General features: G+C 65.0%; 19 protein-coding genes. 9 read left to right on the top strand and 10 right to left on the bottom strand.

Features of this window, described 5'->3' with window-relative positions; translation table 11 throughout:
- The 5 genes from AC5Y5O_RS11055 to dnaA form a co-directional block, all read right to left on the bottom strand.
- Nucleotides 1-948 (bottom strand): ATP-binding protein (locus AC5Y5O_RS11055; protein ID WP_500025120.1); only part of this gene is annotated, 948 nt, incomplete at its 3' end.
- Between the two features lie 266 nt (nt 949-1,214).
- The gene (locus tag AC5Y5O_RS11050; protein WP_096290704.1) at nt 1,215-1,784 is read right to left on the bottom strand and encodes a DUF721 family protein; all 570 of its coding nucleotides are present in this window, start codon (nt 1,782-1,784) and stop codon (nt 1,215-1,217) included.
- Nucleotides 1,781-2,947, bottom strand: a complete 1,167-nt coding sequence (recF, locus tag AC5Y5O_RS11045; protein WP_096290703.1) for a DNA replication/repair protein RecF — start codon at nt 2,945-2,947, stop codon at nt 1,781-1,783. The genes AC5Y5O_RS11050 and recF overlap by 4 nt, the downstream gene beginning before the upstream one ends.
- On the bottom strand, nt 2,948-4,147 hold the full coding sequence (dnaN, locus tag AC5Y5O_RS11040; RefSeq protein ID WP_096290702.1) for a DNA polymerase III subunit beta: 1,200 nt from the start codon (nt 4,145-4,147) through the stop codon (nt 2,948-2,950). It abuts the gene before it with no gap.
- A gap of 537 nt (nt 4,148-4,684) precedes the next feature.
- Nucleotides 4,685-6,205 (bottom strand): chromosomal replication initiator protein DnaA, encoded by a 1,521-nt coding sequence (gene dnaA / locus AC5Y5O_RS11035; RefSeq protein WP_096290701.1) that lies wholly within the window; start codon nt 6,203-6,205, stop codon nt 4,685-4,687.
- 623 nt (nt 6,206-6,828) lie between these two features.
- Between dnaA and rpmH the strand changes: the two genes are divergently transcribed.
- The 9 genes from rpmH to AC5Y5O_RS10990 all read left to right on the top strand — a co-directional run bounded on the left by rpmH (nt 6,829) and on the right by AC5Y5O_RS10990 (nt 13,382).
- Nucleotides 6,829-6,972: a 50S ribosomal protein L34 gene (rpmH, locus tag AC5Y5O_RS11030; protein ID WP_003874369.1), complete on the top strand. Its 144-nt coding sequence runs from the start codon at nt 6,829-6,831 to the stop codon at nt 6,970-6,972.
- Nucleotides 6,973-6,995: 23 nt separating this feature from the next.
- Entirely contained in the window at nt 6,996-7,352 is a 357-nt protein-coding gene (gene rnpA / locus AC5Y5O_RS11025) for a ribonuclease P protein component (protein WP_096291457.1), read from the top strand.
- The gene (gene yidD / locus AC5Y5O_RS11020; RefSeq protein ID WP_096290700.1) at nt 7,349-7,711 is read left to right on the top strand and encodes a membrane protein insertion efficiency factor YidD; all 363 of its coding nucleotides are present in this window, start codon (nt 7,349-7,351) and stop codon (nt 7,709-7,711) included. The genes rnpA and yidD overlap by 4 nt, the downstream gene beginning before the upstream one ends.
- A gap of 43 nt (nt 7,712-7,754) precedes the next feature.
- On the top strand, nt 7,755-8,804 hold the full coding sequence (yidC, locus tag AC5Y5O_RS11015; RefSeq protein ID WP_500025139.1) for a membrane protein insertase YidC: 1,050 nt from the start codon (nt 7,755-7,757) through the stop codon (nt 8,802-8,804).
- Between the two features lie 84 nt (nt 8,805-8,888).
- On the top strand, nt 8,889-9,455 hold the full coding sequence (locus tag AC5Y5O_RS11010; RefSeq protein ID WP_500025119.1) for a Jag family protein: 567 nt from the start codon (nt 8,889-8,891) through the stop codon (nt 9,453-9,455).
- 68 nt (nt 9,456-9,523) lie between these two features.
- The gene (gene rsmG, locus AC5Y5O_RS11005) at nt 9,524-10,309 is read left to right on the top strand and encodes a 16S rRNA (guanine(527)-N(7))-methyltransferase RsmG (RefSeq protein WP_500025118.1); all 786 of its coding nucleotides are present in this window, start codon (nt 9,524-9,526) and stop codon (nt 10,307-10,309) included.
- On the top strand, nt 10,306-11,325 hold the full coding sequence (locus AC5Y5O_RS11000; RefSeq protein ID WP_500025117.1) for a ParA family protein: 1,020 nt from the start codon (nt 10,306-10,308) through the stop codon (nt 11,323-11,325). Before rsmG ends, AC5Y5O_RS11000 begins: the two co-directional genes overlap by 4 nt.
- 23 nt (nt 11,326-11,348) lie before the next feature.
- Nucleotides 11,349-12,332 carry a ParB/RepB/Spo0J family partition protein gene (locus AC5Y5O_RS10995; RefSeq protein WP_500025116.1) on the top strand — a complete coding sequence of 328 codons (984 nt, stop codon included), beginning with the start codon at nt 11,349-11,351 and terminating at the stop codon, nt 12,330-12,332.
- Nucleotides 12,333-12,617: 285 nt separating this feature from the next.
- Nucleotides 12,618-13,382, top strand: coding sequence for an acetyltransferase (locus AC5Y5O_RS10990; RefSeq protein ID WP_500025115.1), 765 nt, complete (start codon nt 12,618-12,620; stop codon nt 13,380-13,382).
- Here AC5Y5O_RS10990 and AC5Y5O_RS10985 read toward each other — a convergent pair.
- The 5 genes from AC5Y5O_RS10985 to sigM all read right to left on the bottom strand — a co-directional run bounded on the left by AC5Y5O_RS10985 (nt 13,379) and on the right by sigM (nt 17,603).
- Complete coding sequence (locus AC5Y5O_RS10985; RefSeq protein WP_500025113.1) at nt 13,379-14,599, bottom strand: N-acetylmuramoyl-L-alanine amidase; 1,221 nt, start codon at nt 14,597-14,599, stop codon at nt 13,379-13,381. The two genes, AC5Y5O_RS10990 and AC5Y5O_RS10985, sit on opposite strands and share 4 nt — an antisense overlap.
- A gap of 131 nt (nt 14,600-14,730) precedes the next feature.
- A complete protein-coding gene (gene trxA / locus AC5Y5O_RS10980) occupies nt 14,731-15,084 on the bottom strand; it encodes a thioredoxin (RefSeq protein WP_090597962.1) in 354 nt (117 codons plus the stop codon).
- Nucleotides 15,081-16,097 (bottom strand): thioredoxin-disulfide reductase, encoded by a 1,017-nt coding sequence (trxB, locus tag AC5Y5O_RS10975; protein WP_500025112.1) that lies wholly within the window; start codon nt 16,095-16,097, stop codon nt 15,081-15,083. Before trxB ends, trxA begins: the two co-directional genes overlap by 4 nt.
- Nucleotides 16,098-16,191: 94 nt before the next feature.
- Nucleotides 16,192-16,968 (bottom strand): RsmA family anti-sigma factor, encoded by a 777-nt coding sequence (locus AC5Y5O_RS10970; protein WP_500025110.1) that lies wholly within the window; start codon nt 16,966-16,968, stop codon nt 16,192-16,194.
- A gap of 47 nt (nt 16,969-17,015) precedes the next feature.
- The gene (sigM, locus tag AC5Y5O_RS10965) at nt 17,016-17,603 is read right to left on the bottom strand and encodes an RNA polymerase sigma factor SigM (protein WP_500025108.1); all 588 of its coding nucleotides are present in this window, start codon (nt 17,601-17,603) and stop codon (nt 17,016-17,018) included.
- Nucleotides 17,604-17,623 lie beyond the last annotated feature (20 nt).

The raw sequence follows: 17,623 nt of genomic DNA, 5'->3' as shown, positions 1-17,623 counted from the left end.
GGTGCCGCCCTCGTGGGTGTTGATCGTATTGGCAAAGGTGTGCACCGACTCGGAATAGCCGCCGTTCCACTGCATCGCGATCTCGACTTCGTGGCCGGGACCCTTGCCGTCGAAATCGATGACGCTCTGCTGGATCGGGCTCTTGGTGCGGTTGATGTGCTTGACGAAATCAACGAGGCCGCCGGGGTAGTGGAACGTCCGGTGCTTGACCTTGTGCGGGGCAGTGGACTCGGCGGCTTTTTCCTCGGCGGACTTCGGTGCGTCCGCGGTGTCGCTGACGACGTCGTCGACGACCTCCTCCCGCGTGACGCGCTCGTCGGTGAGGTTGATCGTCAATCCCTTGTTGAGGAATGCCATCTCCTGCAGCCGCCGCGCCACCGTCTCGAAGTCGTAGTCGGTGGTTTCGAAGATGTCGGGGTCGGCCCAGAACCTGATCGTGGTTCCGGTCTTTTTGGTGGCCTCACCCTGTTTGAGGGTCCCGGGTACCGCGCGCTCGTAGTACTGCGACCACTCGTGGCCGTCGCGGGAGATCTCGACCTCGAGCCGTGTCGACAGTGCGTTGACCACGGACACACCGACGCCGTGCAAACCGCCACTGACGTTGTAACCGCTGTTCTCGCCACCGAATTTGCCGCCGGCGTGCAGTTGTGTCATCACGACGTCGACGGTCGGCGCACCGGTGGCGTGCATGGCGACGGGAATACCGCGGCCGTTGTCGGCGACCTCGACGCTGCCGTCGTCGAGGATGCGCACGTCGACCTGGTTGGCGTAGCCGGCCATCGCCTCGTCGACGGAGTTGTCGACCACCTCCCAGATGAGGTGGTGCAGACCTCGCTCCCCGGTGGACCCGATGTACATGCCGGGGCGTTTACGGACCGCCTCCAGCCCTTCGAGCACGGTGATCGCTGACGCGCCGTATTCGTCTTGCGCCTTCTTCTTGGCAGCCACGGTCGGAATGCTCTCCTCGGGGTTTCATGCGGGCGGTTCCAATCACCGCAGCAGTCGCATCAGCCCACTCTACCGTGATCGGGGGTCTGGACCGATTTTCTGGGCGCGTTTCTACCTATCTGGACGCGCCGTGCGCTTAATTTCTCTATTGACGCCGCGTCCGGACGTGCGCCGCGCGGGTCCGTTTCGTTCTCGCGGATCTGAGGGGGCTAACCTTGACGCCTTGTCTACGCATGTCTTCGACGTCGGCGCGCCCCGCGATTGTGTCAGCCGTAGGTGTCGCGCGGGCCGCGGCCGGAGATGTGTCGGGGCCCCTTCCGCCAGGACGGGGCCGCGGGACCGGTGATCTTCAGCGATGTCACCACACCGTTGCCCACCGCCGCGGCGATCTTGGCCAACAACTGAGACTGAATCATCCGCAATTGGGTGGCCCAAGCGGTGGATTCGGCCGTCACGCTGAGCACGCCCTCGCTCAGCGCGGTCGGTGTCGCGTGATCCGCTATCTGATGGCCCACGACCGACGCCCAGTGACCGAGCACCGTGCCTTCGGCGACGCGTCCCGACCAGCCGCGCTTTTTCGCGATATCGCGGGCGACCCTTCCCATCGGTTGCGGATCCCGGACATCCGGGCCCGGGCCCGACCAGCTCCGCCGCTGCCCGGCAACCCGGCGCGGAACCGGATTGCTGGCGCGGCCACGCCCGGCATCCTTGCCTTGCGCACGCGCCGCCGCGCGAGCTTCCTCGAGAGTGCGCCGCACCAAGTCGATACCGCTGAGCCCGCTCGATGATTCCGGCAGTTCGGCCGGCGCCGACTCGTCTGATTCGTTGTCGATCATGGTTGCATCACCGAAACCCGGCCGCTGTCATCGTCTTGCAAGTCGATGTGCACCCGCCTAGCGTCCCAGCCTGCCGGGATATCTTCCAGTACCGCCGCGGTAACCAATACTTGTTCGGCCGATTCCGCTACCGCGGCCAGGGCGCGGCGCCGCGCCGCGTCGAGTTCGGCGAAGACATCGTCGAGCAACAACACCGGCTCGCTGCCGTCGTCGCGCAGTAACTCATACGCGGCCAGCCGCAGCGCGATCGCAAAAGACCACGATTCACCATGGCTGGCAAAACCTTTCGCCGGTTGATCGCCCAGACGAAGTTCCAGGTCGTCCCGATGCGGGCCCACCAGACACACGCCGCGTTCCAGTTCGGCGGTGCGGCGGCCCGCCAATGCGGCCAGCAGCGCCGCCTCCAGAAAATCGCGGTCGGGGCTCGCGCTCTCCTGCGCGCCGTCCACACCCAAACCATCGATGCTTGTTCGGTAATTGATGCCCGCCGGCCGCGATCCCGGCGCCAGCAGTTGGTAGGCCTTTTCCACCTCGGGGGCCAGCTGATTCACCAGATCGATACGCGCAGCCATCAATTCGGCTCCGTGCTCGGCCAATCGGCTGTCCCACACGTCGAGTGTTTCCAGCGCACTGGCGTCGCCGCGATGCCGGGAGCCGGTGAGTGACTTCAATAGTGCGGTGCGCTGCCGTAACACTTTGTCGTAATCCGCGCGCAGGGCGGCGACCGCCGGGCGCCGCACGGTCGCCAAATCATCGAGATAGCGACGCCGGTCCGCGGGATCACCCCGGACCAACGACAAGTCTTCGGGAGCAAACAACACCGCGCGCAATACCCCGACCACTTCGCGGGTACTGCGCACCGGCGAGCGGTTCAACCGAGCCTTGTTCGCCCGTCCCGCGGCAATCTCCAAATCGATCGCGCATTCCCGGCCCTCGCTGACCACAATCGTCGAAACCACCGCGCGATCGGCGCCCGCCCGGATCAACGGCGCGTCGGTTCCAACTCGATGTGAACCCAAAGTGGTCGAATACCACAGTGCCTCAACCAAATTCGTCTTCCCGAAACCATTGGGACCGACGAACACCGTCCGGCCCGGTTCGAGCTCGAGGTCGGCTTGTGCCCAGGACCGAAAATTACGCAGTCCCAAATGCCGGACGTACACCTATCCGGGCAACCGAACTGGCATCAGCAGGTAAACGTAATCCGTCGGTAACGCGGAGAACGGACCGGTGCCCGTTGGATGGCTGTCGTCGTCAAATGCCGGACGCAGCAACGCCGGCTTACCCGGGGTGGTGAAGCCAAACGACACCCGGTCGGCCTTCACCGAGCTGAGTCCGTCGGTCAGGTAGGTCGGATTGAACGCGATCGTCAACGGTTCGCCCGAGAAATCGACCGCGAGTTCTTCCTCGGCGCGACCGACATCGTCGGCGCCGGCCGAGAGCCGCAACTGCCCCTCGGCGAATTCCATGCGCACCTGTGCACCCCGGTCCGCCACCAACGCAACCAGCTTGATGGCCTCGGTCAGCTCGGCCACGTTGATCGTCGCGACCGCGGTGTGCTCAGCCGGCAGCAGCTGACGAAACTTCGGGAACTCCGCATCCAGCAGTCGCGTGGTGCTGCGCTTGCCGTTGCCGCTGATCCCGAGCAATCCCTCTTTGCCGACCCCGCTGCCCGCCCCCAATGACAACCGAACCTCGGAACCGTCCGTTCCTGTCTTCGCGGCCTCAGCCAGCGTCTTCGCCGGCACCAGCACGGCCGCCTCGATGTCGGGTGACAACGCCGACCACGTCAGCTCGCGAACCGCCAGACGGAACCGGTCGGTCGCGGCCAAAACCACCGTCTCACCCGAGATCTCGACCCGAATGCCGGTCAGCATCGGCAACGTGTCATCCCGGCCGGCGGCAATCGCGACCTGGCTGATCGCCTCGGCGAACAAATCCGACGGCAAGCTTCCGGTCTCTTCGGGCAGCGTCGGCAGCGTCGGGTAATCCTCGACCGCCATCGTCGGCAACGAGAACTTGGCGCTGCCGCATGTCAACGCGACACGACTGCCGTCGACGTAGAAATCGATCGGCTTGTCCGGCAACGCCCTGGTGATATCGGATAACAGCCGTCCCGACACCAAAACGCTTCCCGGAGAAGCGATTTCGGCTGGGATCTGTGCTTCGGCCGAAACTTCGTAGTCGAATCCCGAGATCGTCAAGCCCTCATCCGAACCGGTGAGCAGCACGCCGGAAAGAACGGGAACCGCCGGCCGGCTCGGCAGATTCTTCGCAACCCACGACACCGCGTCGGCGAAAGATTCTCGGACCAGGCGAAACTTCAGATCGGTGAGACCAGCACTTGTCGTCGCCACGTCCATAGCGTCCCTTCACCTACCCAAAGTTCAAAATCCGGTAGCCGGCTTCTCGCCCCGCCAGCTTGGGCCCCGCAACGAACGGCCGCGGCGACGCACCTGCCACGACGTCCGCAACGGGAGTCGAATCACAACCGTAGAGCTTCTGCGCCCATCTTGAAAGCTAATCGTGAAGGCCGACAAGCCGAGTCAACGAGAGGTCCGCGAGCGCTGTGCAGCGACGCGTCCCCAAAGCTGTTCTTCAAAGAAGAAACAACGGATAGATCTCAGTACCAGTATTAAGGCCTGTGCAATCTGGGGACAGGTCCGGCCCCGCCCAGCTAGCGCGTCGATCGGCTTGTGGATGACGGCGTGGGTAACTGTGTAGTCGATGTTGGGCCACTGGGGATGGGGCAGGGGTGTGCACGTCACGGCCGATTGCTGCACTGTTGTTTGGGACGTTTGTACACAATGCTGCGCACATCGCTCCGCTGTGACTGGAGTTACGGACGTGTGGGAAGTTTTTTGGAAAAAGTTTGGCGCGCGGTGGCCGAAACCGCAGAATCAGCGCTTGGAGCGCTGCCGAATCCGAGTGGTGAGTTCTTTGACGTGATCGAACACCTCACGCCGCTCGGCCATTTCGGACAAGATCTTTCGCTGTGCGTACATGACCGTGGTGTGGTCGCGGCCGAACGCCTGGCCGATCTTGGGCAATGAAAGATCGGTGAGCTCGCGGCACAGATACATGGCGATCTGCCGCGACTGAGCCAGGGCTCGGGTCTTGCCGGGACCGCGTAACTCCTCGACGGTGGTGTCGAAGTATTCGGCGGTGGCGGCCATGATGGTCGCCGCGCTGATTTGCATCGTGCTGGCATCAGCGATCAGATCGCGCAGGACGATCTCGGCCAAGGACTTGTCGATTGGCGTCTTGTTCAGCGAGGCGAACGCGGTGACCCGGATCAGGGCTCCCTCGAGTTCGCGAATGTTGCGCTCGATGCTGCTGGCGATGAGCTCGAGGACATCGTCGGGGACCGCAAGCCGTTCCATCTGGGCCTTCTTGCGCAGAATCGCGATGCGGGTTTCCAGTTCCGGTGGCTGGACGTCGGTGATCAGTCCCCACTCGAAGCGTGTTCGCAGCCGGTCTTCCAGAGTGGCGAGCTGTTTGGGCGGCCGGTCCGACGAGATGACGATCTGCTTGTTGGCGTTGTGCAACGTGTTGAAGGTGTGGAAGAACTCTTCCTGGATACCTTCCTTGCCTTCGATGAACTGAATGTCATCCACCAGCAGTACGTCGACGTCGCGGTAGCTGCGCTTGAACGCGACCTTGCGATCGTCGCGAAGCGAGTTGATGAAGTCGTTGGTGAATTCCTCGGTCGATACGTACTTCACGCGCATGCCGGGGAACAGTCGCTGCGCGTAATTGCCTGCGGCATGCAACAAGTGGGTCTTGCCGAGGCCGGACTCACCCCAGATGAACAACGGGTTGTAGGCACGCGCCGGCGCTTCGGCGATGGCCAGGGCCGCGGCATGGGCGAAGCGATTGGAGGCACCGATGACGAAAGTCTCGAAGGTGTAGCGCCGGTTGAGACTGGTCCCGCCGGCGGCCGCGGCGGAGTCGGTGCTGTGTGGACGTTCGGCGAAATAGTTGGGCCAGCTCTGTTCGACGCCGATCGCTTCACCGTTTTCGTCGGCCTCGTCGGCGTCACTTGACGTTTCTAGACCGATGTCCTCGGCGAAGGTGTCACCCGGCGGAAAGGCTGCGTCGTCGGCGTCATCGGCCGGCGGAGCGATACGGACCCCGAGCTGTATCTGCTGCCCGAGCCGGCGGCTGAGTGCATCGGTGATCGGGGTGCGCAGATGCCGTTCGATTTCGTTTTGTACGAAACTACTTGGCACCGACAGCAGGGCAAACCCCTCGACGATCGTCAGCGGCTGAACAAGATTGAGCCACGCGCGCTGCTGCGGAGTGAGCGGGGTGACAAGCGTCGCGCGATTGCCCAGACCGTCTGTGTCGGAATCGCCGTTGAGTTCAGAGACGACCGCATTCCACACTGTCGTGAAACCAGAACCGGAGTCATCGGTCAACGACGCATCTCCCTGGTTCTAGAACGTCCCGGGTCGAGCCACAAACCACGCTTGGCGACAAAGCAACTGTCCACATAGTTATACACAGGTGTGGACAGGATAGACGTACACGGGCCGCAACCTACTGGCGACGGCTCGCGATCCGCGGGCTGAGACAACCCCGGTCAGGTCGTCTGCACAGCGAGTAGATCCGCCATCATGCTTCGTTGTCGAGCGCCGTTCCGACTCTGAAACAGCATTGCCCGAAGCTAACAGTTTTCCGTGCGGCTGCCAACAGTTCTGTTGTATTCCAGTCGCGTTCTTTAGAGTTCATCGGGGCGTGCTGCGGCTTGTCGATGATGTCGTGCCGATCGCCCGCGCCGGCAGCCAAAATCTCAACTTGGGTGGTAGCGGGTTCGTTGGGGCAGGCCAGGTTTGACCAAGGCAACGCTCGTCAGTACCCTCATACAGTCGCCCGAAAGTCGGCGATACGGCTGCGACCGGGAAGTAATTCGCCCGGGGACCGCGCCGGCCAGCAGCAAGAACCACTTTTCGACCGAGTCACGACGCAATCCAGCTGAGCTGAACGTGACCGGCCGGACGGCGGGGACAAGCTTCTAGCGAGACAGAACGAGGAGAACGCCGTGGCCAAGGGCAAGCGGACTTTCCAGCCGAACAACCGGCGCCGTGCTCGTGTGCACGGTTTCCGCTTGCGGATGCGCACTCGGGCTGGGCGCGCCATCGTGTCCGGCCGGCGCCGCAAGGGTCGTCGCGCGCTATCTGCCTGATCTGACCGACAGGCGTGTTGGCGGTGCTTCCCGCGCGCAACCGCATGAGGCGGTCACGGGAATTCGACGCGACAGTGAAGAAGGGGATGCGCACCGCGCAGCCCGATCTCGTCGTCCACGTACGCCGGGAAGACGATGACGAACCGGGTCCACGCGTGGGGTTGATCGTCGCGAAGTCGGTCGGCTCGGCGGTCGACCGCCACCGGGTTTCGCGTCGGCTCCGCCACGCTGTCCGGGGCATGTTGCCTGATCTTCATCGACACGACCGGGTGGTTATCCGGGCGCTGCCGAGTAGTCGGCAGGTGTCGTCGGCGCGGTTGGAGCAGGAGTTGCGCAAGGGTCTGCGGCGCGCCTTCGAACGTGCGGGGACTGACCAGTGACCGTCACGGCGCCGGTGCGCTCGGGACTGGGCAGCGCGAGCCGGACCGTGGTGCGCGGTCTGGTTTTCCTGATTCAGCTGTACCGGCATATGGTCTCCCCGCTGCGACCGGCGACATGTCGCTTCATGCCGACCTGTAGTCAGTACGCCGTAGAGGCTCTTACCGAATACGGGTTGATTCGCGGTAGCTGGCTGGCGGCGGTCAGGCTCGCCAAGTGCGGGCCGTGGCATCGGGGAGGATGGGACCCGATACCGGAACGCGCCTCGGTAGAGCGGGGCTGCCGGGTGGACTTTGCAGACACCAGCGCCGTCGGGGACGTCCCGGCGCCGCGAGGGGAGAGTGAATCTTTTGTCGTTTGATCTGTTTAGCCTCGACTTCGTCTACTACCCGGTGTCGTGGATCATGTGGGTTTGGTACAAGCTGTTCGCGGCACTGCTCGGGCCCTCGAACTTCTTCGCCTGGGCCCTGTCGGTGATGTTCCTCGTCTTCACGTTGCGGGCGCTGCTCTACAAGCCGTTCGTGCGCCAGATCCGCACCACCCGCCAGATGCAAGAACTGCAGCCACAGATCAAGGCACTGCAGAAGAAGTACGGCAAGGATCGTCAGCGGATGGCGCTCGAGATGCAGAAGCTGCAACGCGAGCACGGATTCAATCCGATTCTCGGCTGCTTGCCGATGCTCGCTCAGATCCCGGTGTTTCTCGGCCTGTATCACGTGTTGCGTTCCTTCAACCGCACGACGGGCGGCTTCGGCCAGCCACAGATGTCGGTGATCCAGAACCGATTGACGGGCAACTACGTGTTCAGCCCGACCGACGTCGGGCATTTCCTGGACGCGAATCTGTTCGGTGCGCCGATCGGGGCATCCATGACGCAGCGCACCGGGTTGGACGCCTTCATCGACTTCAGCCGCCCCTCCGTCATCTTGGTCGGTGCGCCGGTCATGTTGCTTGCCGGCGTCGCCACGTATTTCAACAGCCGCGCATCGATTGCCCGCCAAAGTGCGGAAGCGGCCGCGAATCCTCAGACCGCGATGATGAACAAGCTCGCGCTGTACGTGTTTCCCCTCGGTGTCGTCGTCGGTGGTCCGTTCCTTCCGCTGGCGATCATCCTGTATTGGTTCTCGAACAACATCTGGACGTTCGGGCAGCAGCACTACGTCTTCAACATGATTGAGAAAGAGGACGAGGCCAAGAAGCAAGAGGTGCTGGAACGCCGGGCTGCCAACGCACCGTTGCCCGGAGCCAAGCCGAAGCGCAAGGCGGCGCCGGGCGGCAACGGCGCGTCGACGGTTGACGACGACGGTGCCCCGAAGGCAGACGCGCGGCCTGACGTGGCCGATGGAAAGACAACGGAAGTGGCGCCCGACAAACCGGATACGACCGGCAGCACGGACGGTCCGGCCAGCCGCACGCCCCGGCCAGGGGCACGACCGAAACGGCGGAAGCGCTGACGAATAGCGCCACAGCTTTACCGGGCCGTCTCCGGAGAGTGACCCGAATGAGACAGGGACGGACCCATGGATGAGGGAGAGAAAATGACGGACGCTGACACCACCGAACGCGAGTTGGACACCCAAGTGGCGGTCGAGGACGAGGAGTCGATGGCGGCGGAGACCGGTGCCGACGAGGGCGACGACCTGGAGGAGCGGTTGGTCGCCGAGGGCGAGATCGCCGGCGACTATCTGGAAGAGCTGTTGGATCTGCTCGACTTCGACGGTGACATCGATCTCGATGTCGAGGGCAACCGCGCGGTCGTCAGCATCGACGGCAGCGACGACCTGAACAAGTTGGTCGGTCGTGGCGGCGAGGTGCTCGATGCACTGCAGGAGCTCACCCGACTGGCGGTTCACCAAAAGACCGGCGTGCGCAGCCGGCTGATGCTCGACGTCGCGAGTTGGCGACGGCGGCGCCGCGAAGAATTGGCCGCGCTGGGCGACAAGGTCGCGCGACGCGTGCTGGAGAGCGGCGAGCGTGAAGAACTCAAGCCGATGACTCCGTTCGAGCGAAAGATCGTTCACGACGCCGTCGCCGCGGTGGCCGGCGTCCACAGCGAGAGCGAAGGCGTGGAGCCGAGCCGTCGCGTTGTTGTGCTGCACGACTAGTTGGGACCGGGTTACAGCGGTGTAGTTCACCCCGCGCGCACGGTGCTGTAGATCCGAAGACCGGAGGAATGTTTCACGTGAAACATGTCGGCGGATCTGATCGGGCAGTGGCGCCGGGAGCGGAGCCCGTGGAGCCGGGATCGCCGGCCGGCGCTCCGACCGAGTCGACATCCGGCGGACCGGGTCATGCACCGGCCGCGGCGGCCGAGATCTTCGGATCGGGGCTCGACATCGCTCAGGCGTACGCGGAGATCCTCGCAACGGCTGGCGTCGAACGCGGATTGCTGGGGCCCCGCGAGGTCGACCGTGTCTGGGACCGCCACCTATTAAATAGTGCAGCCGTCGCCGAACTGCTCGACGAGGGCGAGCGGATCGTCGACATCGGCAGCGGAGCGGGATTGCCGGGCATACCGTTGGCGATCGCGCGCCCCGACTTAGATATCGCGCTTCTGGAACCACTTCTGCGCCGCAGCGAGTTTCTCAAAGAGGTCGTTGCCGAACTAGGGTTAACCGTCGAAGTGGTGCGCGGCCGAGCCGAGGAGCCGGGGGTACGGAAGCGTTTCGGCGAGCGCGATGTCGCGGTCTCGCGAGCAGTCGCGGCGCTGGACAAGTTGACGAAGTGGAGCATGCCGTTGCTACGACCGGGCGGACGCATGATTGCGATCAAGGGGGAGCGCGCTCCCGACGAAGTCGAAGAACACCGGCGTGGGATGGCCGCGCTGGAGGCAGTTGATGTCAGGGTGGTGACATGTGGCGCGAGCTATTTGCGTCCGCCCGCAACCGTGGTGGTAGCGCAGCGCGCAACGCGGTCGCGACGCGGGTCGGCACCAAGGGCGGACAGGAGAAAGCGATGAGCTCGCCGCAGGATCGGTCCGCAGGGCCGGCTCCAAGCGTGGACCATCCGCAGTTGGCGCCGGCGCCCTTGGCACCCCCGCTCGCGCCGGACGAGACGGCGCCTCTGGCGGATGAATCGCCGAGCGACGTCACGGCGGATGTTTCACGTGAAACATCGAACGAATTTGACACCCCGATCGGTGCCGCGGCGGAACGCGCGATGCGGGTGCTGCATACGACCTACCCACCGCTGCCCCGCCCGGCACATCGCCGGGTTTTCACCGTCGCTAACCAGAAGGGCGGCGTCGGCAAGACGACGACCGCCGTCAATCTTGCCGCCGCCCTCGCGCTGCAAGGACTCAAGACGCTCGTTATCGATCTCGATCCGCAAGGCAATGCGAGCACGGCACTGGGCATCACGGACCGCCAATCGGGCACGCCGTCGTCCTACGAAGTGCTTCTCGGTGAGGAGACGATCGAGACCGCACTGCGTCGCAGCCCGCACAGCGACCGACTCTTCTGCGTTCCGTCGACCATTGATCTGGCCGGCGCCGAGATCGAATTGGTGAGCATGGTCGCGCGCGAGAACCGATTGCGTAACGCTTTGGCGGAGCTGGACCACTTCGACTTCGACTACGTCTTCGTGGACTGTCCGCCGTCGCTGGGACTGCTCACGATCAACGCACTCGTCGCGGCTCCCGAGGTGATGATCCCGATTCAGTGCGAGTACTACGCCCTGGAGGGGGTGTCGCAGCTGATGCGGAACATCGAGATGGTGAAGGCGCACCTCAACCCGCAGCTGGATGTGACGACGGTGATTCTGACGATGTACGACGGGCGGACCAAGCTCGCCGATCAGGTCGCGGAGGAGGTGCGCCGCTACTTCGGCGACAAGGTGCTGCGCACCGTCATCCCGCGCAGCGTCAAGGTTTCGGAGGCGCCCGGCTACAGCATGACGATCATCGACTACGACCCCGGATCCCGCGGGGCGATGAGCTATCTCGACGCGAGCCGCGAACTCGCACAGCGCGACTAACCACCATTCGTGAAGGGACGACAATGACGAGTGCGGGCAAAAAGAAGGGCGGGCTCGGCCGAGGTCTCGCGGCCCTGATTCCCACCGGACCCGCCGAAGCCGACGGGGGACCCGCGACGCTGGGTCCGAGGATGGGCGACGCTGCCGCCGATGTGCTGATCGGCGGCCCGGCACCAACCGCCGCCGAGATGGGCGCGGTGTATCGCGAGATCTCGCCGGCCGATATAGAACCCAACCCCAAGCAGCCCAGGCAGGTGTTCGACGACGAGGCGCTGGCGGAATTGGTGCACTCGATCCGCGAGTTCGGCCTTTTGCAGCCGATCGTGGTGCGTGCGGTCACCCCGGCACCGGGCGGCGCGCGGTACCAGATCGTGATGGGGGAGCGGCGCTGGCGGGCGGCCCAGGAGGCACAGCTGGCGACCCTTCCCGCCATCGTGCGAGAGACGACCGACGACAACCTGTTGCGTGACGCTCTCCTCGAGAACATCCACCGGGCACAGCTGAACCCGTTGGAAGAAGCCGCCGCATACCAGCAGCTGCTCGATGAGTTCGGCGTTACCCACGACGAACTGGCCTCGCGAATCGGACGGTCACGGCCGTTAATCAGCAACATGATCCGGTTGCTCAAACTGCCGATCGCCGTGCAGCGCCGAGTGGCCGCCGGAGTGCTGTCCGCCGGCCACGCCCGCGCGCTGCTGTCGCTGGAATCCGGGCCAGAAGCGCAGGAGGAGCTGGCGAGCCGGATCGTCGCCGAGGGTCTGTCGGTGCGCGCCACCGAGGAGGCCGTGACATTGGCCAACCGTGGTGACGCGGCGGCCCCGGCCGCGCCGCGCCGCAAGCCGATCCAGATGCCCGGTCTGCAAGACGTTGCCGAGCGGCTGTCGAACGCCTTCGACACCCGGGTCACCGTCAGCCTGGGCAAGCGCAAGGGCAGGATCGTGGTGGAGTTCGCCTCGGTCGAGGATCTACAGCGGATTATCGACACCATGAGCCCGCCCAAAGCATGACCCGTTACACGGTGTAATTACGTCACTGTGACACCGGGTGTGTTCCGAAGGCCTACCTGCCCCTCTCGAGCACGGAGTTCCGTTGTACAGCAAGCCTTTTCGACGCCCGGTCGCCACCGGTGGCACGATTCGGATCGTTTCGGCCGCGACGCCGGAGTGGCCGGGTCAACACTGGCCCGAGAACAACAAACTCTCCTATCCTGGAGCGGTTGGTGGTGCACGTCAGCCTGGGTACAGCCGGGCTTGCGGCAATGGGCTGCGATACGCACGGAAGCCAGGAGGCTAGTGTCTGCTCGAATCACGCCCCTGCGGCTCGAAGGCTTCGAGCAGCTGCCCAAGCATGCGCGCCGCTGTGTCTTCTGGGAGGTCGATCCCGCGACCCTCGGCGATCAAGACCACCTCGCCGACCCGGAATTCGAAAAGGAAGCATGGCTGTCGATGGTGATGCTGGAGTGGGGGTCGTGCGGCCAGGTCGCGACCGCGATTCCCGACGAGCAAAGCGTCACCGATCCGCCGTGTCTGGGCTATGCGCTGTACGCACCGCCGGGTGCGGTGCCGCGAGCGCATCGGTTTCCTACCGCTCCGGTGTCTCCGGACGCGGTCCTGCTGACCTCGATGGGTGTGGAACTCGGCCACGCCCCCGACGACTTGCCACACGATCTGCTGGCCCGGGTGATCGATGAGTTGATGCGTCGCGGGGTCCGCGCGCTGGAAGCATTCGGTCGCACCCCGGCGGCGTCGGAGTCGTTGGACCCCACGCACGCCGATCCCGACGTCCGGCCGGTGCTGGAGTCCCTGGGGGACTGCTCGGTGGAGCGCTGCATCATCGATGCGGAGTTCTTGAAAGACGTGGGTTTCGTTGTGGTAGCGCCACATCCGTATTTCCCACGGCTACGCCTCGAGCTCGACAAGGGGCTGGGGTGGAAGGCAGAGGTGGAAGCGGCCCTGGAGCGCCTACTGCAGAACGCCGAGCTTCAGCAGCCGGTCGGCGCCGGGTCTTGCAATGTTTTGAAGGCGGGAAATACGTTGCAGAACAAGCAAAACGGTTAAGTACCGCCGAGGCGTGTCGTCCGTTCGACCGACAATTCGTGCGCAAGGAGCTCGGCGAAAGTGAAGGTGCCGGTGGGCCGGTCGTTCTTGCCGAGCAGGTAGAGCCGCTTGACCGCGGCCAGGATGCCTTCGGCGACCGCATCGCGCGTTTGCGTCGAAAGCAGCCTGTCCCGGTCACCGGGGTTGGTGATGTAGCCGACGTCGACCTGGACGGTGGGCATCCGGGTCAGTCGCAGCAGATCCCAGGTGCGCCCATGCGTCCGGCAATCGCGTAACCCGGTGCGGGCCACCACTTCTCGCTGGATGAAGTCGGCGAGATTGCGGCCGATGGTCGATACCGACCCATGCGAGTTGCCGAAGTGGAACGAGGCCACCCCGTTGGCAGAAGAGCTGGCCTGAGCTTCGCAGCGCAAGCTGATCATCAGGTCGGCACCGACGTTGTTGGCGGTGGCGGCCCGTTCGGCGTCCGACGGGCTGCGGTTGGTCGGGCGGGACAGGAAGGTCTCCATGCCGATCGCGGTCATCCGGCCTTCCAGCCGACTCGCCAAGTCCCACAAGATATCTGCTTCACTGACCGGGCCGGCCGGGCCGTGTGCGATCAGACCGTGGTCGTCACCGCCGCGACCCGGATCGATGATGATCCGCTTGCCCGAGAGCCGGGGACCGGAGCGTCGGACGAGTTCTTCTTCGCGAATGGCGTGGGGCGAACCGCCGCTGACGCGTGAACTCAGAAAGTACAAGGAGCGCAAGGTTTCCGGCCCGCAGATGCCGTCCGCTGACATCCCGTACTCGCGTTGGTACGACATCAACGCGTTGTGTGTTTGCAGGCCGAAATGGCCGTCGACCAGGCCGGTGTAGAACCCGAGGTCTTGCAGCCGGGCCTGCAATGTCGCGACGTCGTCGCCGTAGAGCGGAGCGCCGAATTGGTGGTACAGCGTGCGCGCGCCGAGCCGGTAGGACGCCTCTTTGAGTGCCCGGTAAGTCGCCTCGCCGACGATACCGTCGACCAGCAACCCACGGTGCTGCTGGAAGGCGCGGACGGCATGGTCAAGCTGCGTGTCGAAGACCTCGAGGGCCACATGCCGGCCCGTCGTCAAATCTTCGCCAGCGCTGTCCAGTAGCCCTAATGCAGCCAGTGAGGCCCGGATTTCGGTCACAGCTGCGCTGCGGTCACCACAGCGCAGAGCGTCGCCGTTTTCGCGGCGCGGACTCGACATACCAAGGGCCCTCCGGGACAAACTGACAGGCTGACAAACGCACTACAGCTAACCGGTATTGTCGCAGATTCTTCTCAATTTCCGGAAAACCCCAGGCTGAACGGCGATGCGCCGCCGCAAACCGATCGCGATCAGGTGAGGTTGGGCACCGCGTCGGAGAGCTCGCGCAGTAGCGCCGCCTTGCCCTTCGCGCCGACGATGCGCTTCACCGGCTGGCCGTCCTTGAACAGGATCATCGTCGGGATCGATACCACCTGGAAGTCACGCGCGGTCTCGGGATTCGCGTCGACGTCGAGCTTGGCGACGGTCAGCTGATCCGACCGCTCGGCCGCGATCTCTTCGAGGACGGGTGCGACCATCTTGCACGGTCCGCACCACGTCGCCCAAAAGTCAACCAGCACAGGCTTATTGCTGGACAACACGTCCGCGGAGAAGGAAGCGTCAGAGACTTCCTTTGTGGCCCCGGCTTTTTCGGCGTCGCTCATCGTGGTGCTCCAATCAAATCAGTGTCGTCCGCATTTCCGGCCGCCGGCTTTTCGCCGGCGACTCCGGTCTCTTCGTGCTCGGCCAACCAGCGCTCGGCGTCAATGGCCGCCGCACAGCCACTGCCCGCCGCGGTGACGGCTTGCCGGTAGGTACGGTCCACCAGGTCGCCGGCCGCGAAGACACCTTCGATGGCGGTGTTCGTGGTGCGCCCCTTGACAAGTACGTAGCCGTCCGGGTCGACATCGATGACGTCGCGCACCAGAGCCGACCGGGGTTCATGGCCGATCGCGACGAACACACCCGTGACCGGCAGTGTGGTCTCTTCACCAGTTACGTTGTCGCGCAACTGCAATCCCGTGACGGTTGTCTCGCCGTCCACCGCCAGCACGGTCTGGTTGGTGATGAATTTGATCTTGTCGTTGGTGCGTGCGCGCTCGAGCATGATCTTGGAGGCCCGGAATTCGTCACGACGGTGCACCAGCGTCACGCTGCGGGCGAATCGGGTCAAGAACGTCGCCTCTTCCATCGCCGAGTCACCGCCGCCGATCACGGCGATGTCCTGGTCGCGGAAGAAGAACCCGTCACAGGTGGCACATGCGCTGACCCCGCGGCCCAGCAACTCCTGCTCGCCGGGCACTTGCAGGTAACGCGCCGCGGCACCCATCGCCAAGATGACGGCGCGCGCCTTGAAGGTCTCACCTTCGGCGGTCACAACGGACTTGACCGGGCCGTCCAGCGAAACGGATTCGACGTCTTCCATCCGCAGGTCCGCCCCGAAGCGCAACGCCTGCTCGCGCATCTGGTCCATCAGCTCCGGACCGGTGATGCCGTCGCGGAAGCCGGGGTAGTTCTCCACCTCGGTCGTGGTCATCAGCGCGCCGCCGAACGACGTGCCTTCGAAGACCACCGGGGCCAGTTGCGCGCGCGCCGCGTAGAGGGCTGCCGTGTACCCGGCCGGACCGGAACCGATGATGATGACGTCGTGGACTTTGTCATGAGCGGTATCGGTCATGCGAGCCTTTCATGAATACAGATTTCTCAATCGTGTCGAACGCCAGCCTAGGCGCGGGTGTTCCCGGCCGTGTCGCGCAACACGTGCCATCACCTTAAGGGCGGGGGACCTGGGTGCTGGCTAACAGCCCCGTATCGGCGGCGCTGCAGTTCAGGGCCACCGCAAAGACGGCAAGGTCGCCCGGACTATCGGCGGGCAGCACCAGCAGCACGCCGGGACGAGCATTGATCTCGATCGGCCGCGCGGCGAGCACCTGGGTGGACGCCGGATAACCCAGACCGCCCAGGCAGGATGCGCGCCGGCCGGGGTCGCCGAGCGGACCGTAATCGGGAGCACGACCCAGCAGGGCACCGATTTCGGGCGCGGACAGCGGGATCGCCATCGGTGGGGTCGACACCGTGATGTGCATCGCGGTGGTCGGGGTGCTCGGGGCGGGTTCGGGCTCGTTGAGCAGCGCCGACGTGCCCAAACCGACCGCCGCGAGCGCCGCGCCGACACCGGCCACGCCGGCGGCGACCCGCGCAGGGCGGATCCGCGGGCGAGCGGCGTGAGTCAACACCGTCGCCGAGGCACCGGGGGACGCCGCCCGCAGCGCCGCGGAGATCCGGTTGGTTGTCTCGGCCGGTGGTTCAGGCGCCGATTCCGGATCCGCACCGAGAGCCGCGACATCGCGGCGCACCTGATTCAACGCCCTCAGGACCTGCTGGGCGTCCGGGTCTTGGCGCACTTGCCGGCGCAGCCGGGCGGCGGCTTCGTCGTCGAGCAGACCGGCCTGCAGGTCGGCGAGCGACTCCGCCGTCAGCGCCGGGTCCGCTCCCGCATTCCGCGGATCCGGATCGTGATCCGCCGGTTCGTTCTCCGCCTCGCCCATCCGCCCCAGTGTCCGTCATGCCCGGACCGGCGGTCGCGCCCGGCCCGTTAACGCTGGCCGCCGGGGCGGTCGGGGGTGGTGTGGGCGCCGGCATCCAGATAGCCGAGCAGGTGGGCCAGCCGCACCCGGGCACGCGCGCATCTGCTTTTGACCGTGCCCTCGGCGACGCCCAGCAGCGCCGCGGTGTCGGCGATCGAATAGCCCTGCATGTCGACGGCCACGATCGTGGCGCGTTGCTCGAGCGGTAACCGCATCAGCGCGCGATGCACCACCATCGCGGTTTCGACCTGAGCCGTACGATCGGGCACCGGATAAACATCCTCGAGCGGCGCCGTCCGGTGAGATTTGGTGCGCCGCAGCCGATCCAGGCAGGCGTTGACCACGATCCGGTGCAGCCAGCTGCCGACCGCGGCGTCATACCGAAAGGAACCGGCGCCGCGGTGTGCCGACAGCATGGCGTCCTGCAGCGCGTCTTCGGCGTCCTCGGGTGTGCGAGTGGTCAGCCGGGCAAGGCGATGCAGCTGGCGCCGGTGACGGCCGAACAGCTCGCCGAACGCGTAGCGATCCCCGGCGACATGGGCGGCCAGCAGCTCGGCATCACTGCGTTCCTGCTGGATATACCCCCCGACGCCCACGGCCGGACAGTATCCAATCG

The organism is Mycobacterium sp. NGS40, assembly GCF_059812735.1.
Note: the sequence above shows the minus strand (reverse complement) of the source record. Positions and strands in the feature narration are given on the sequence as shown.